The 14669-nt window shown below is 62.6% G+C and carries 16 protein-coding genes; 10 read left to right on the forward strand and 6 right to left on the reverse strand.

Annotated elements, in window-relative coordinates:
* Window positions 1-62: 62 nt before the first annotated feature.
* Window positions 63-2504: an FAD-dependent oxidoreductase gene (locus X730_RS148960; RefSeq protein WP_023826572.1), complete on the forward strand. Its 2442-nt coding sequence runs from the start codon at window positions 63-65 to the stop codon at window positions 2502-2504.
* Window positions 2505-2617: 113 nt separating this feature from the next.
* On the opposite strand, the gene X730_RS148955 is transcribed toward X730_RS148960, so the two are convergent.
* On the reverse strand, window positions 2618-3010 hold the full coding sequence (locus X730_RS148955; protein WP_023699646.1) for a DoxX family protein: 393 nt from the start codon (window positions 3008-3010) through the stop codon (window positions 2618-2620).
* 207 nt (window positions 3011-3217) lie between these two features.
* Between X730_RS148955 and X730_RS148950 the strand changes: the two genes are divergently transcribed.
* A complete protein-coding gene (locus tag X730_RS148950; protein WP_023746952.1) occupies window positions 3218-3706 on the forward strand; it encodes a hypothetical protein in 489 nt (162 codons plus the stop codon).
* A 75-nt stretch (window positions 3707-3781) separates the two neighbouring features.
* On the opposite strand, the gene X730_RS148945 is transcribed toward X730_RS148950, so the two are convergent.
* Window positions 3782-4558: a VOC family protein gene (locus X730_RS148945; protein WP_023826573.1), complete on the reverse strand. Its 777-nt coding sequence runs from the start codon at window positions 4556-4558 to the stop codon at window positions 3782-3784.
* 194 nt (window positions 4559-4752) lie between these two features.
* Between X730_RS148945 and X730_RS148940 the strand changes: the two genes are divergently transcribed.
* Window positions 4753-5445 (forward strand): gamma-glutamylcyclotransferase, encoded by a 693-nt coding sequence (locus X730_RS148940; RefSeq protein WP_023826574.1) that lies wholly within the window; start codon window positions 4753-4755, stop codon window positions 5443-5445.
* Between the two features lie 45 nt (window positions 5446-5490).
* Here the strand turns inward: X730_RS148940 and X730_RS148935 are convergent, their stop codons facing one another.
* On the reverse strand, window positions 5491-5874 hold the full coding sequence (locus X730_RS148935) for a hypothetical protein (protein WP_031197040.1): 384 nt from the start codon (window positions 5872-5874) through the stop codon (window positions 5491-5493).
* Window positions 5875-6283: 409 nt separating this feature from the next.
* Between X730_RS148935 and X730_RS148930 the strand changes: the two genes are divergently transcribed.
* The 6 genes from X730_RS148930 (at window position 6284) to X730_RS148905 (ending at window position 11375) form a co-directional block, all read left to right on the forward strand.
* Entirely contained in the window at window positions 6284-7651 is a 1368-nt protein-coding gene (locus X730_RS148930) for an NAD(P)-dependent oxidoreductase (RefSeq protein WP_023668201.1), read from the forward strand.
* A 425-nt stretch (window positions 7652-8076) separates the two neighbouring features.
* Window positions 8077-8430, forward strand: coding sequence for a hypothetical protein (locus X730_RS148925; RefSeq protein WP_023668203.1), 354 nt, complete (start codon window positions 8077-8079; stop codon window positions 8428-8430).
* Between the two features lie 59 nt (window positions 8431-8489).
* A complete protein-coding gene (gene preA, locus X730_RS148920) occupies window positions 8490-9803 on the forward strand; it encodes an NAD-dependent dihydropyrimidine dehydrogenase subunit PreA (RefSeq protein ID WP_023668204.1) in 1314 nt (437 codons plus the stop codon).
* A gap of 109 nt (window positions 9804-9912) precedes the next feature.
* A complete protein-coding gene (locus tag X730_RS148915) occupies window positions 9913-10431 on the forward strand; it encodes an Rrf2 family transcriptional regulator (protein ID WP_023668205.1) in 519 nt (172 codons plus the stop codon).
* A 31-nt stretch (window positions 10432-10462) separates the two neighbouring features.
* Window positions 10463-10921 (forward strand): carboxymuconolactone decarboxylase family protein, encoded by a 459-nt coding sequence (locus X730_RS148910; RefSeq protein ID WP_023668206.1) that lies wholly within the window; start codon window positions 10463-10465, stop codon window positions 10919-10921.
* 76 nt (window positions 10922-10997) lie between these two features.
* Window positions 10998-11375 carry a DoxX family protein gene (locus tag X730_RS148905; protein WP_023668207.1) on the forward strand — a complete coding sequence of 126 codons (378 nt, stop codon included), beginning with the start codon at window positions 10998-11000 and terminating at the stop codon, window positions 11373-11375.
* A gap of 2 nt (window positions 11376-11377) precedes the next feature.
* Here the strand turns inward: X730_RS148905 and X730_RS148900 are convergent, their stop codons facing one another.
* Both X730_RS148900 and X730_RS148895 read right to left on the reverse strand, forming a co-directional pair.
* Window positions 11378-12100, reverse strand: a complete 723-nt coding sequence (locus tag X730_RS148900; protein ID WP_023668208.1) for an SDR family oxidoreductase — start codon at window positions 12098-12100, stop codon at window positions 11378-11380.
* A complete protein-coding gene (locus tag X730_RS148895) occupies window positions 12097-12936 on the reverse strand; it encodes an SDR family oxidoreductase (RefSeq protein WP_023668209.1) in 840 nt (279 codons plus the stop codon). Before X730_RS148895 ends, X730_RS148900 begins: the two co-directional genes overlap by 4 nt.
* Before the next feature lie 99 nt (window positions 12937-13035).
* Here X730_RS148895 and X730_RS148890 point away from each other — a divergent pair, with 99 nt between their 5' ends.
* The gene (locus X730_RS148890; RefSeq protein ID WP_023668210.1) at window positions 13036-13908 is read left to right on the forward strand and encodes a helix-turn-helix transcriptional regulator; all 873 of its coding nucleotides are present in this window, start codon (window positions 13036-13038) and stop codon (window positions 13906-13908) included.
* A 9-nt stretch (window positions 13909-13917) separates the two neighbouring features.
* On the opposite strand, the gene X730_RS148885 is transcribed toward X730_RS148890, so the two are convergent.
* Window positions 13918-14547 carry a TetR family transcriptional regulator C-terminal domain-containing protein gene (locus X730_RS148885; RefSeq protein ID WP_023668211.1) on the reverse strand — a complete coding sequence of 210 codons (630 nt, stop codon included), beginning with the start codon at window positions 14545-14547 and terminating at the stop codon, window positions 13918-13920.
* Between the last annotated feature and the right edge of the window lie 122 nt (window positions 14548-14669).

Here is a 14669-nt window from a genome sequence, read left to right on the forward strand (position 1 = left end):
GCGCGGCGCTGCCTTTCTGATTCACCTTATCTCCTCAACTCATTGATAACAGAGCAAAACTCATGAAATCGCATGCAAAGGTCGTGGTCATTGGCGGTGGCGTCGTCGGGTGTTCGGTGCTGTTCCATCTGGCCCGCCATGGCTGGACCGATGTCGTGCTGCTGGAGCGCGACGAGCTGACCTCGGGCTCGACCTGGCATGCGGCCGGCGGCATGCACACGATCAATGGCGACCCCAACGTCGCCAAGCTGCAGAAATACACGATCTCGCTCTACAAGGACATCGAGGAGCTGTCGGGACAGGCGACCGGCGTACATCTGACGGGCGGCGTGCTTCTGGCGGCGACCGAGGCGCGGCTCGACTGGCTGCGCGGCGTCGTCGCCAAAGGGCGTTACCTCGGCATCGAGCTCGAAGAAATATCGGCCAATGAAGCGGCCGAGCTGATGCCGCTGCTCGACCCGAAACAATTCGTCGGCGCCGTCCGCAACAAGGAGGACGGCCATCTCGATCCCTCCGGCGTGACCCATGCCTATGCCAAGGCCGCGCGGAAACTGGGCGCCGAGGTCGAGCGCTTCACCAAGGTCGAGGACATTGTGCGCCGGCCCGACGGCATGTGGCGCGTCGTCACCAACAAGGGCGAAGTGGTGGCCGAGCATGTCGTCAATGCCGGCGGGTTATGGGCGCGCGAGGTCGGCCGCATGGTCGGGCTGGAGCTGCCGGTGCTGGCAATGGAGCACATGTACCTGATCACCGAGGATATGCCCGAGGTGGCGGCGTGGAACGCCAAGACCGGGACCGAGATCATCCATGCCGTCGATTTCGATGGTGAGCTGTACCTGCGCCAGGAGCGCGGCGGCATGCTGATGGGCACGTACGAGAAGGCCAATAAGGTCTGGTCCGAATTCCAGACGCCATGGAATTTCGGCCATGAATTGCTGGAGCCGGACATTGACCGCATCGCGCCGTCGCTCGAAGTCGGCTTCAGGCATTTCCCGGCCTTCGAGAGGACCGGCATCAAGCAGATCATCAACGGGCCCTTCACCTTCGCGCCGGACGGCAATCCGCTGGTTGGGCCGGTGCGTGGCCTTCCCGGCTTCTGGGTCGCCTGCGGCGTCATGGCGGGCTTTTCACAAGGCGGCGGCGTCGGCCTGGCGCTGTCCAACTGGATGATCGAGGGCGATCCCGGCGCCGACATCTGGGCGATGGATGTCGCGCGCTACGGCGACTGGGCGACGATGGCCTACACCAACGCCAAGGTGCGCGAGAACTACTCGCGCCGCTTCTCGATCCGTTTCCCCAATGAGGAGCTGCCCGCCGGGCGGCAGCTGAAGACGACGCCGATCTACGATTTGCTGTCGGCCAAGGGCGCGCAATGGGGCGTGTCCTATGGGCTGGAAGTGCCGCTCTGGTTTGCGCCCGAGGGTGTCAAGGACGAGTTCTCGTGGCGGCGGTCCAGCGATTTTTCCCATGTCGCCAATGAGGTCGCGACGGTTCGTGAGAGCGTCGGCCTGGCGGAGATTTCGAACTTCGCCAAATACAAGGTGACGGGAGAAGGGGCGGCCGCTTGGCTCGACCGGATCTTCGCCTGCAAGTTGCCCAAGCCAGGCCGCATGACGCTGGCGCCGATGCTGAAGGATGACGGCAAGCTCATCGGCGATTTCACGCTGGCCAATATCGGTGCCCCCAATTCCAACGGGACCGAGTGGTTCATCGCCGGCTCCGGTATCGCCGAGCAGTATCATATGCGCTGGTTCGAGGCGCATTTACCTGCGGATAGCTCAGTGCGCATGGAGGCGCTGGGGCAGAAACTGACCGGTCTGGCGATCGCCGGACCCAAGGCGAGGGAGGTGCTGGCGAAGGTCAGCCGCGCGGATGTCGCCAACACCGCATTCCCCTTCATGGCGGTCGCGAAAATGGACATCGGCACGGCGCCGTGCCTGGTCGGCCGCCTCAGCTACACCGGCGATCTCGGCTACGAGATCTGGGTGGCGCCGGAATATCAGCGCGCTGCCTTCCAGGCGTTGATGGCGGCAGGCGAGGAATTCGGCCTCGGCCTGTTCGGCTCGCGCGCGCTCAATGCGCTGCGGCTGGAGAAAAACTACGGCTCATGGGCGCGCGAATACCGGCCGATCTACGGGCCGCTGGAGGCCGGGCTCGACCGTTTCGTCGCCTATGGCAAGGATGCCGATTTCGTCGGCAAGGCCGGCGCTCTTGCCGAGCGCAAGCAGGGCGGCAAGCTCAGGCTGCGCACATTTATCCTCGATGCCGACGATGCCGATGTCATCGGCGACGAGCCGATCTGGTACGATGGCGCGGTGCGCGGCTGGGTGACGTCGGGCGGCTATGCGCATCACTCGAAGAAATCCGTCGCCATCGGCTATGTGCCGAAGGAGATCGCAGACAAGAGCGACGGCTTCGAAATCGAACTTTTGGGCAAGCGCCACGCGGCGCGCGTTCAGGCAGCGCCGCTCTTTGACGCGAACTTCGAGCGAATGCGCGCCTGAGGCGCTTCGGCTTCGCCGAGGCGCTTCAGATTCTTGTTTTGTGCAAGTCGTTTTTTGTGCAAGTCGTTACCCCAAAACCGCTGCGCACTTTTGGGCGACATGCATCAGGCGCGTCAGGTGCTGCGGCGGTTGTCGAGCGCGAAGGCGCCGGCGCCGGCAAACACCAGATAGAGGAAGATGAAGCAGAAGGAGATCGCGGCATCGCCGCTGTTGTTGACCGGGAAGAAGTCGCGCGGGTAGTGCGCCATGAAATAGGCGATGGCCATCTCGCCGGCCAGCAGGAACGCGACCGGGCGGGTGAACAGACCGAGCGCCAGCAGGATGCCACCGGCGAATTCCAGGATGCCTGCCGTCGCCGTCAGGCCGGTAAGAGCGTGTGGCTCGGCGCTGACCGGAAAATTGAACAGTTTCTGCGAGCCATGCTCGATGAACTGCAGGGCTGTGATGATGCGCAGGACGCCGAGTGCCTGCGGCTGAAATCTGGCGAGACCGTCAAAAAGCTTCATCTAAACTCCATTTTTCCAACCATGTGGCCCGGCCATAAATCATCACCCGACGCTGGACCATTCACTTCCCATGGCCTGTCATCAACAATCGGTGATTGCAATTATTTCCAGTCTGACTTCGAAATTTGCTCTCGTTATGGTTGCATACATCTCGTTAAGGTTGTATATCTGCGTGTAGACACTCCAAACCAGACGGGTTCCTTCGCCATGAAAAAAGTCGCCATCAGCCTGTTCGCAATCCTCGCAAGCACCAGTTTCGCCATGGCCGCTGATGCTGGCTGCGATGCCTTCAAATGGCCGGTGACACGCGAGCAGGAACTGTTTCCGGCAGCGCCCGCCGCGCAGTCCGGTGCCTCTCTTGCTTTCGGCGAAGCCGCGGATATGGCGCTGGAGCCGGTCGATGCGGTCAGCTTCACGGTCTCACCGCAACGCGCGCCGGCAGCCGGCACGTTCGGCGCGACGGCAAACGTGGCCGTGCCAACGGAAGGAGAGCTCCAGATCAGCCTGTCCGATGAGGCCTGGGTCGACGTCATTCAGGATGGCCAGGCCGTGAAATCAGCCGGTTTCAGCGGCGTGAAGACCTGCCCCGGCATCCGCAAGAGCGTGCGCTTCAAGCTGACGCCTGGCGCAGCCACGATCCAGCTCAGCGGCGCCAGGAAAGAGAACCTCAAGGTTGCGGTGCTGGCGCCAGAGTGACCGCGCCCGGACGCGCCTCTCATCGCACCGGCGGCGCGATGAGAGCAGTTCCGTGCAGGCGAGTACCGGAGGGGATCAGCGGCCCGGCGCGATCAGCGCGAAATAAGCGCCTTGCGGATCGGTGAACTGGGCAATCCATTGGCCGGTCGGCACCGGCATCGGACCCATGACAATTTTGCCGCCATTGTCGGTGACGCGTTTGGCGGCTGCGTCGATGGCGCCGACATTGAAGTAGAACAGCCAGACCGGCACCGGCAGCTGTTGCGGCTTGTTCATGATGCCGCCGCCAGATTCAGGGCCGGCCGAGAAGGTCTGATAGATGCCCATCTCGCCGACGTCCATGCTACCGGCATCGGTCCAGCCGAACTGGCTTGAATAGAAATCGAAGGCCTTCTGGCGGTCGGCCGCATAAAGCTCGTGCCAGCCGACATGGCCCGGCGTCGTTGCCGGAAGGACGGGCTGGTCGGGGCCATTGGGCTGCAGGAACATGAAGGCGGCGCCTTGCGGGTCGGCGAGGACGGAGAAGCGGCCGACGCCGGGAATGTCGTCGGGTTCGCGGTGAACAGCCCCGCCGGCGGCTTTCAGTGCCTCGGTCGAGACATCGGTATCGCTGGTGTGGATATAGCCGAACCAGGCCGGCTTCAGACCCGTCCTGGCTGCTTCCTCGGGCAGGGTCATCAGCCCGCCGACGCCACGCTCGGCGGAGTTCACCACGATATAGCGCGGCATGCCGGGCGCCTTGTCGAAGGGCTCGGCCCGCCAGCCGACCACGGTGGTGTAGAACGCTTGCGCCGCATCGAGGTCGCTGGTCATCAACTCGTACCAGAAGAAGGGCATTGGGGATTTCGGCATTCTCGGTCTCCTCACCTTCATGCATAGATCGTCGTCCGATCCATCAAAGGACGTTTCAGCGACGCGAATCCGACAGCGAAGCGGAGAAAGTTCAACGGCTGCGTTGACACATCGTTCCGCACTTCGTCCCGCTCGACGCCTTGCACGTGCGGCGGTTTTCGACTTTCCTTGGGCAAACGAGGGGTAGTCGTTTCATGCGCCTTATGTCGCTCACGCCTGAGCTTGTGTCACTGTGTCATCGCGAAGAGGTCGATCCCGGGCCGGACGGCAGCTGGACGCAGCTGAACGACGAGGATTTTCGCACGCTTGCCTTACAGCTCTCCGACGAAGCCGATGCGGGGCCGTTATGGGTGTTCGCCTATGGCTCGCTGATCTGGAAGCCGGCTTTCGAGTCCGTCGAACGCCAGCGCGCCACTGCGTTTGGCTGGCATCGCTCCTTCTGCCTCGACATGGTGCGCTGGCGCGGCAGCGTCGCGCAGCCGGGGCTGATGATGGCGCTCGAACGCGGCGGCCGATGCGACGGCGTCATCTACCGCCTGCCCGACGGCGACAAGCCGCAGCAGATCGAAAGACTGCTGCGGCGCGAGATCGACGACCATGAGAGTGTCAGCTCGGTCCGGTGGGTTCCCGTGCGCACGGAGCAGGGCCGGATACGGGCGCTCGGCTTCTGGGTCGGGGTGACCGGCAGGGGAACGTCGCTCGGGCAGCCGCTGGACAAGGTGGCGGGGGTGCTTGCCAGAGCCTGCGGCCATGTCGGCTCGGGCGCGGAATATCTCTACAACACCGTCAGCCACCTCGAGGAATTCGGCATCCGCGACCGCAATCTGTGGCGGCTGCAGCAACTGGTTGCCGACGAGATCAGGTCGATCCACAGGGGTACTCCCTGAGGTCCACTACTAGGTCGTGAACCCATAAACGACGGTGGCGGATGCTCAGTGATTTTGGATTGCTCCGAGCTTGATCCAAACCCATTCGGGGTTCCTGTCGTCGTCGGCCCAGATTTCGACCGACACAGGACCGGGTGGAACGGGTATATTTAGATAGTGGAACGAAGCGCTGTCGCTCACGGTTAGCACGCCAGTCGCAGCCTCGATAACACCGGTGAACATTTCTTTTCCCCGGGCATCACATTTCTCGTCACTGACGGTGACGAGCGAGGCTCCGTCGACATAGGAGAGCACATAGAAACACAAGCAATTAGCCGTCGCTGTCGCAAAGGACTGGCCTGTGTTGTCGGGAAATCTCACGTTCGGCGATGCGTCGGAGAGAAACAGGATCGGGTGCGTGGTCTCGATCTGCATTTGGAACTTGGACATCGCTTCCTCCGGTTGAGTATTCTCGCTTCTCCGGGGCCGCTCTCCAAGGCCTTTTCACAAAGTAATTGTCGGTTCGCAGACGCCACACCTGACAGGCAGCCGGAGGTAAATCTCCCACGGGCTCCCACCGGTGAGCCGTCTCCCTATCATCGGTCATCGCCTTCTCCGTTGAATGAAAGCCGCGCATCGTGCTCAAGCGCCCTATCATTTCGCGCTGGCCTGGAACAGCTTGCCGCGACTTGGAGCTTGTCGCGCTCCCCTCTTTGAGGACGCAACCGTCACTCATAACATGAGCAACTAAATCATATTATCAGCTAGGCTTTTCAGCAACTTGGGTCGAAAATTGACCAATTGATAAAAAAATAAAACGTGCTAGCCTTCCCCAAAACGAAAACATGGGGAACTGACGATGCCAGAAGGCCAGTTCAAGGACGGCATTGCCGGCGGCCGGCTTGCCGCCGACCAGTACGCCGAGAATTTTTCCGATCTGCATCCGCCGCTCGATCACCACGAAGCGCTGGTCGAATCCGATCGCTGCTATTTCTGCTACGACGCGCCGTGCATGAATGCATGCCCGACCTCGATCGACATTCCGCTGTTCATCCGCCAGATATCGACCGGCAACCCGATCGGTTCGGCCAAGACGATTTTCGACCAGAACATACTGGGTGGCATGTGCGCCCGCGTCTGCCCGACCGAGACGCTTTGCGAAGAGGTCTGCGTGCGCGAGGTGGCGGAAGGCAAGCCGGTGCAGATCGGCCGCCTGCAACGCTACGCCACCGATGTCGCCATGGCCGAGCACAAGCAGTTTTATCCGCGCGCTGAATCGACCGGCAAGTCGGTCGCCGTCGTGGGCGCCGGACCGGCCGGTCTTGCCGCGGCCCACCGGCTCGCCCGCCAGGGCCATGACGTCACCATTCTGGAAGCCCGCCCGAAGGCCGGCGGCCTCAATGAATATGGCATCGCCGCCTACAAGAGCATCGACAATTTCGCCCAGGCCGAGGTCGACTATGTCATGGGGATCGGCGGCATCGATATCCATAACGGCAAGGCGCTCGGCCGCGACTACCAGCTGTCGGACCTGATCCTGAATTACGATGCCGTCTTCCTCGGCATGGGGCTAGGCGGCGTGAATGCGTTGCGCGCGGATGGCGAGGACGCCGATGGCGTTGTCAATGCGGTCGAGTTCATCGCCGGGCTACGCCAGGCCAGCGATCTCGCGAGCCTGCCGGTCGGCCGGCGCGTCGTCGTCATCGGCGGCGGCATGACGGCGATCGATGCCGCGGTGCAGTCGAAGCTGCTCGGCGCCGAGGAGGTGACGATCTGCTACCGGCGCGGCCAGGAGCACATGAACGCCTCCGAGTTCGAGCAGGATCTGGCCGCGGCCAACGGCGTCACCATCCGCCACTGGCTGCAGCCGAAGCGGGTCATCGCCGAGGCTGGCAAAGTGTCGGGCATCGAGCTCGAATACACCGCTATGAACGGGGACAGGCTTGCCGGCACGGGCGAGACGCTGACGCTTACCGCCGACCAGGTGTTCAAGGCCATCGGCCAGAGCTTTGTGCCGGCCGCGCTTAATGGAAGCGGCGCCTCGATCGATCTTGAAGCCGGCCGCATCAAGGTCGATGCGGAAGGCCGCACCTCGCTCGCCAATGTCTGGGCCGGCGGCGACTGCATCTTCGGCGGCGACGATTTGACGGTCTCGGCCGTCGCGCAAGGCCGCGACGCGGCGGAGAGCATCAACCGGGCACTGGCTGGAGGAAGCTGGAATGCCTAACGTCGTCAAGTTCGTTGGAGCTTTAAGCACGAGCCTGTTGCTGTTTTCTGCCAACGCCTCGGCGGCTCATCGTGTGACCAGATATTTTGATCAACCGGACGTTCGCGCAGGGGAGGCGTTCTCTCCTATGCTTGGGTGCGGGAACGAGGAGCTCATCTCTGGAGGTTACGCGCTTGATATCCCGCCGGCCAACCCTACTGCGTTGGTTGTATCGGCAAGTTATCCGTTTAGCGACCATGTGTGGCAGGTCGTCGTCCGAAACGATTCGAGTGAGCCTGTAGCAGTTCAGATGACTCTTGTTGTGATCTGTAGCTAGCGGAGAGAGTTATGACCGACATCCGCAACAATTTCGTCGGCATCAAATCGCCCAATCCGTTCTGGTTGGCCTCGGTAAAGCCGACCCGCTTGATCAACCGGGCACTGCGATGATCGCGCCGATCCTCGCTGCCGTCATCGGCACCGCGGCAATGCCGGCGGCTTCACCGGACTATTGGCTCTATACGCAATGGTGTGACGCGAAGGGTGAAGAGCGGATGTCCGTCGAGGCATCCGGTGTCGGCTTCAGCGAGCACACGATCTGCCAATGGACATCCGGGCCGCCAAGCGGCGATCATGTTGAGACAAGGATTTCATGCGCCAGCGTCTATCTCAACGGGGACGAGACCGTGCGCATGGATGAAAAAATGGTCGGGCTGGAAGCGCGCAAGGGCGATCCGGACCAGATCACGGTAACGGTCGAAGGTGAACCGCCATCGGTTTTTCTTCGATGCGAGGAATGATCCGATAGGCAACGCTTTAAGGTGGCGGTAAGCCCGCCACGGCCAGAGGAGAAAGACCCATGGCAGACATCCGCAACAATTTCGTCGGCATCAAATCGCCCAATCCGTTCTGGCTGGCTTCGGCGCCGCCGACCGACAAGGCCTACAATGTCATCCGCGCCTTCAAGGCGGGCTGGGGCGGCGTCGTGTGGAAGACGCTGGGCGAAGAAGGTCCGCCGGTGGTCAACGTCAACGGCCCGCGTTATGGCGCGATTTGGGGGGCCGACCGGCGCCTGCTCGGCCTCAACAATATCGAGCTGATCACCGACCGCGATTTGCAGGTCAATCTGCGCGAGATCAAACAGGTCAAGAAGGACTGGCCCGACCGCGCCATCGTCGTCTCACTGATGGTGCCATGCGTCGAGGAAAGCTGGAAGGCGATCCTGCCGGTGGTCGAGGAGACCGAAGCCGACGGCATCGAGCTCAATTTCGGCTGCCCGCACGGCATGTCGGAACGCGGCATGGGCGCGGCTGTCGGCCAGGTGCCTGAATACATCGAAATGGTAGTGCGCTGGTGCAAGGCCAACACCCGCATGCCTGTCATCACCAAGCTGACGCCGAATATCACAGATGTGCGCAAGCCGGCGCGCGCCGCACTCTCCGGCGGAACCGACGCGGTGTCGCTGATCAACACCATCAACTCGATCACCGGCGTCGACCTCGACAGTTTCGCGCCGCAGCCGACCATCGACGGCAAGGGCTCGCATGGCGGCTATTGCGGCCCGGCGGTGAAGCCGATCGCCATGAACATGGTGGCCGAGATCGCCCGCGATCCGGAAACGCGCGGCCTGCCGATCTCCGGCATTGGCGGCATCACCACCTGGCGCGATGCGGCTGAATTCATGGCGCTCGGCGCCGGCAATGTGCAGGTGTGCACGGCGGCGATGACATACGGCTTCAAGATCGTGCAGGAGATGATCGCCGGTCTCGAAAACTGGATGGACGAGAAAGGCCACGCCTCGCTCAACGACATTGTCGGCCGCGCCACGCCCAACGTTACCGACTGGCAGTATCTCAACCTCAATTACATCGCCAAGGCGCGTATCGACCAGGACGCCTGCATCAAATGCGGCCGCTGCCACATCGCCTGCGAGGACACTTCGCACCAGGCAATCACCAACATGGTCGACGGCGTCAGGCATTTCGAGGTGATCGAGGCCGAATGCGTCGGCTGCAATCTGTGCGTCAATGTCTGCCCGGTCGAGAACTGCATCACCATGGAGCCGCTGGCCGCCGGCGTGATGGACCAGCGCACCGGCAAGCCGGTGTCGCCGGTCTATGCCAACTGGACGACGCACCCGAACAACCCGATGGCCAAGGTGGCTGCGGAGTAGGGAACGGGTCGAAGAAAAAAGCGGCGCTTTCGAGCGCCGTTTTTCATTTTCCAATTGCAGATAAAATTTATCTAGGATAAAAGATATCCATGAATAGGAGCGCAACATCGTGAAACTGGGCGAGGGTGTAGAAGCGGCCATCCATTGCGCGGCCACACTGGCCAGCGTGGAGGGCAACAGCACGATACCGGGTGCTGCTTTGGCAGAGTCCTTCGGCCTGTCGCCGAGCTATCTGCTGAAACATCTGAACCAGCTGACTGCTGCGCGCATCCTGGAATCGGTGCCGGGACCGGCGGGCGGCTACCGGCTGGCGCGTCCGGCCGAGCGCATCACGCTGCTCGATATCGTGCTTGCGGTCGAGGGTCGCGAGCCGGCCTTCCGCTGCGGCGAGATCCGCCAGCGCGGCCCGGTCAAGATCGATGCTTCGGCCTATGTGAAGCCGTGCGGCATCAATGCCGCGATGCTGAAAGCCGAGCGTGCCTATCGTGCCGCTCTCGCGGAAACCCGGTTGTCCGACATCGTGGCTGACTACAAGGCCGAAGGCGATCCGCGATCGTTTGCCGCCAGCTGTGCCTTTGTGGCGCGCCATCAGCGGCCGCAGAAACCCGCTTCGACCAAACAGATTTAATCCCCCGCAAACAGATGTGAAAGGAAAGACGATGAAACAGAGACTGCAATTCTTCGCCAAGGCGCCTGAGATCATGAAAGCCGTGTCGGCGCTCAACAAGGCGGTCGACGAATGCGGGCTTGAAGTGAGCCTGCTGCATTTGATCAAGCTCCGCGCCTCGCAGATCAATGGCTGCTCCTACTGCGTCGAGATGCATAGCCGCGAGGCGAGGCGCGATGGCGAAACCGAGACACGGCTCTATCTGGTTTCGGCCTGGAAGGAATCGCCGCTGTTTTCCGAGCGCGAACGCGCGGCGCTTGCTTGGACCGAGGCAACGACCCTGATCGCCAACAATGGCGTTTCGGACGAACTCTATGCCCGCACGCTAGAGCACTTCTCGGAAGAGGAACTGGTCAAGCTGTCGGTCGCGATCGGCATGATCAACACCTGGAACCGGCTCTGCATCCCGTTCCACGCCATTCACCCGATGCCGGCTGCCAAAGCAGCCTGACCGTCCGGTTAGTCATGGAGCGCCGTGGAAAGGGCGGCGCTCCACCTGTTTCATGCTTAAGTACGGGGAAGATTTCATGCCTGTCGATTTGCCTTCGACCTTTTTGTTTCTCGGCCGCCTGTTGCTCGGCGGCGCCTTCGTTTGCGCCGGCCTGCGCAATGTTCAGAACGAGACCTTCCTGACAGGGCTGATGACCGCGCGCGGCGTGCCGCAGGCGAGATTGGCGTTGTGGGCCGGCATCGTCCTGCAGACCATTGCCGGCGCGCTGTTGATGGCCGGCCTGTGGACTGCGACCGCCTGCGCCGTGCTGCTGCTGTTTCTCATCGTCGCCACGCCGATGTTCCACAATTTCTGGGACCATCAGGGCCCGGACCGGGCGTCGCGCATCAACGGTTTCGTAGGCAACGTCGCACTGGCCGGAGGCCTTCTCACGCTGATCGCGCAGTCGCTGTAAGGTCACGCCGCGTAGCGCAGGCCGCCGTCGCAGGTCAGCACCTGGCCGGTCATGAAGCCGTTGGAGACTAGAAAGGCGATTGCGCCGGCGACGTCTTCGGCGCGGCCGATCCTGCCCACCGGGGTTTTGCCGGCATATTCGCTGAACACCGCCTGCCGCTGGTCTTCGGCCAGGAAATCCCACCACGGCGTGTCGATGACGCCGGGCGCCACGACATTGACGCGCAGCGGCTTCAGTTCGACCGCCAGGATCGGCACCACCGTCAACAGCATGCCGTTGACGGCGGCAATGCCAGCCACGCCGGGCGCCGACAATTGTGCCGACACCGCCGAGATGAAAGTGACCGATCCCGATCTGTTGAGCGTCGGCAAGGCAGCCTGCAGGCAGGACAGCTGCGGCCTGACTTTCTCGTCGACGCCGCCGGCGATGTCTGAGAGATCGAGGGTTTCGAACGGCCCAAGTCCCTTGCCGCCGCTGGCAGCCAGCACGAGGTGATCGAACGGTCCGAGTTCCCCAAAGAAATGGCGGACTTCATCCGGCTTCGAAGCATCGAAGGCAGCTTTTTCGGCGGCGCCGCCGAGGCTCTTCCAGGCGCTGGTGAGCTTGTCCTGGCTTCGTCCGGTGATGGTCACCTTCATGCCTGGGCCCAGCAGTTTTCGCGCCGTTGCGAGGCCGATGCCGGATGAGCCGCCGATGACGACCGTGTGTTCGATCTTGCCGGTCATGAATGCTGTTCCTTCGATTTTGCGGAGACTTGGCCGACGAAGTCGAGGCTCAGGGTTCGCAATTGCTGTCTGGCCTTGGCGTCATAGGCTTGTGCTTCGGCGCGGGATTCCTTTAGGCCATCGAAATAGAGGCCACTGCGGCCCTCCAGGGCGGGCGATGTCGCGAGGTTGAGAATGGCGTCGGCGCCGGTCTCGACCGAGCTCCATGGCGTCACGCCGGCTTGGCGGACCATGGTGGTGTTCATGTAGCTCGCTGGATGCAGAGCGTTGACGGTGACGCCGCTGCCTTTCAACTCTCCGGCCAGGTCGATGGTGAACAGGATCTGCGCCAGCTTGCTCTGGCAATAGGCGCGCACGCCGTCATAGGAACGTGTCAGCATGACATCGCCGAAATCGATCGCCTGCTGGCCGGCCGAAGCGACGTTGATGATGCGCGCCGGCGAACTCGCCTTGAGCAGCGGCAGCAGTTCCGAGGTCAGCAGGAAACCGGCGAGATAGTTGACCGCAAAGCGCAGTTCGAAGCCGTCGGCGCTGAGCTGTCGCTTGGCGCCGGCCGTGCCGATGCCGGCATTGTTGATGAGGATGTCGAGCCGGTCGGTTTTTGCGCGTACGGCCTCGGCAAGGCGGCGGACCTCGGCTAGCGAGGCGAGGTTGGCGGCGAGGAACTCGGCCTTGCCGCCGGCGGATTCGATTTCTGCGACGGTTGCCTTGCCGCGAGCCGCGTCACGGCCATGCACCAGCACGCGCGCGCCGCCGGCGCCCAGCCTTTGCGCGACGACACGGCCGACGCCGTCGGTCGAACCGGTGATGAGGATTGTCTTGTCTTTCAGATCCATATTCAGAGCCTCCATCTCTCTGGATGGAAGATGGGGCGCCTGACCCAGCCCAAACAGTTCAAACTTTATCCTGGTATCAATACTGCTATAATAGCTCTCATGGATGCCCCCACGCACTCCGCTGAAGACAGCCGCCGGCGCGAGCTTGGCGCCTTCCTGCGCTCGCGCCGCGAAAGATTGACGCCGTCCGCCACCGGCATCGCGACCGGCCTGCGGAGACGCACGCCAGGCTTGCGTCGCGAGGAAGTGGCGATGATCGCCGGCGTCGGCACCACCTGGTACACATGGCTAGAGCAGGGGCGCGAGGTCAGACCCTCGGTGGAGGTGCTAGCGGCGCTCAGCGAAGCGCTGCGCCTCGACGCCGTTGAAAGGCGGCATCTGTTCATCCTGGCAGGCCGCCAGCAACCGGAGAACCGCGTGGCTGCGCCGGAAAAGGTCGATGGCCCGCTAATGCATATGCTGGAGAGCCTGGTGCTGCAGCCGGCCTATGTCGTCGGGCGGCGCTGGGATGTGCTGGCCTGGAATCCGGCGGCGGTAGCGGTGTTCGGTGATTATGGCCTGCTAGAGGGCGACGCCCGCAACATCGTCCACATGGTGTTCACCAATCCGCATCACCGGCGCCTGCTGGTTGACTGGGAGCAATTGGCGCGCACCGTGCTGGCCTCGTTCCGGGCGGAAAGCGCCCGCTATGTGGGCGATGCGGATTTCGAGCGGCTGATCGTGCTTATGACGCGCTCAAGTCCGGAGTTTCGCGACTGGTGGCCGCAACGCGACGTGGCACGCCGATTGTCGGGGGTGAAACATGTCCGACATCCGAGCGCCGGCGCCATGACGTTCGAGCATATGAGCCTGTCGATCGACGACGGCTCGGACATGAAGCTGATCGTCTACACGCCGCTGGCCGAACAGAATTCGATCGAGAAGCTGCAGAATTTGCTTGAGGCGATGTCGGCGGAGCGCCGCAGCGCCTGACGCCCAAGGTCAGCCCTTCGGCTTCAGCCCATCAATGAACAACTGCTCCAGAAACCGCGCCGCATCCTCGAAGCGGCCGTCGCCGCCGCGATCGGGCCCAAGCACCGCGCGGACCTGGACATCGAAATCGGCATAGTGCTGCGTCGTCGCCCAGATCGAAAAGATCAGGTGCCAGGGATCGGTGCGGGCGATTTTTCCTGCGCGCATCCAGCCCTTGATGACGTTGGCCTTCTCGTCGACCAGCGTTTTCAGCTCACCCGCCAGCAGCGGCATGATGCGCGGCGCGCCTTGCAGGATCTCGTTGGCGAACAGCCGGCTTTCCCTGGGAAAATCACGCGCCATTTCGAGCTTGCGCCGGATGTAGCTCCTGAGCTCGGTCAGGGGGTCGCCGATGTCGTCGAGTTCACGTAGCGGCGCCAGCCACGTCGCCAGCAGCCGCTCCATCAGCGTTTCGTGGATGTCTTCCTTGCGGCGGAAATAGTAGAGCAGGTTCGGCTTCGACATCCCGGCGGCCTCGGCGATCTGGTCGATGGTCGAACCGCGAAAGCCGTTGGCGGAGAAGACTTCGAGGGCTGCCTCCAGGATCAGTTCGCGCTTTTCCTGCTGGATGCGGGTGCGGCGAGGGGCTGAGCCTTCCATGGCGCCGCTCACCCCTGCAAGCCTTGGCCGCAGGGTTCATCTGGACCAATTCTCTGGACCAGTTTTTCTCTTACCCGTGGAGCGCACTTCGCAGGCCGCATTTCCGCTAGTAATCCCTTGAC

Source organism: Mesorhizobium sp. L103C131B0 (assembly GCF_000502275.1).
Lineage (GTDB): Bacteria > Pseudomonadota > Alphaproteobacteria > Rhizobiales > Rhizobiaceae > Mesorhizobium.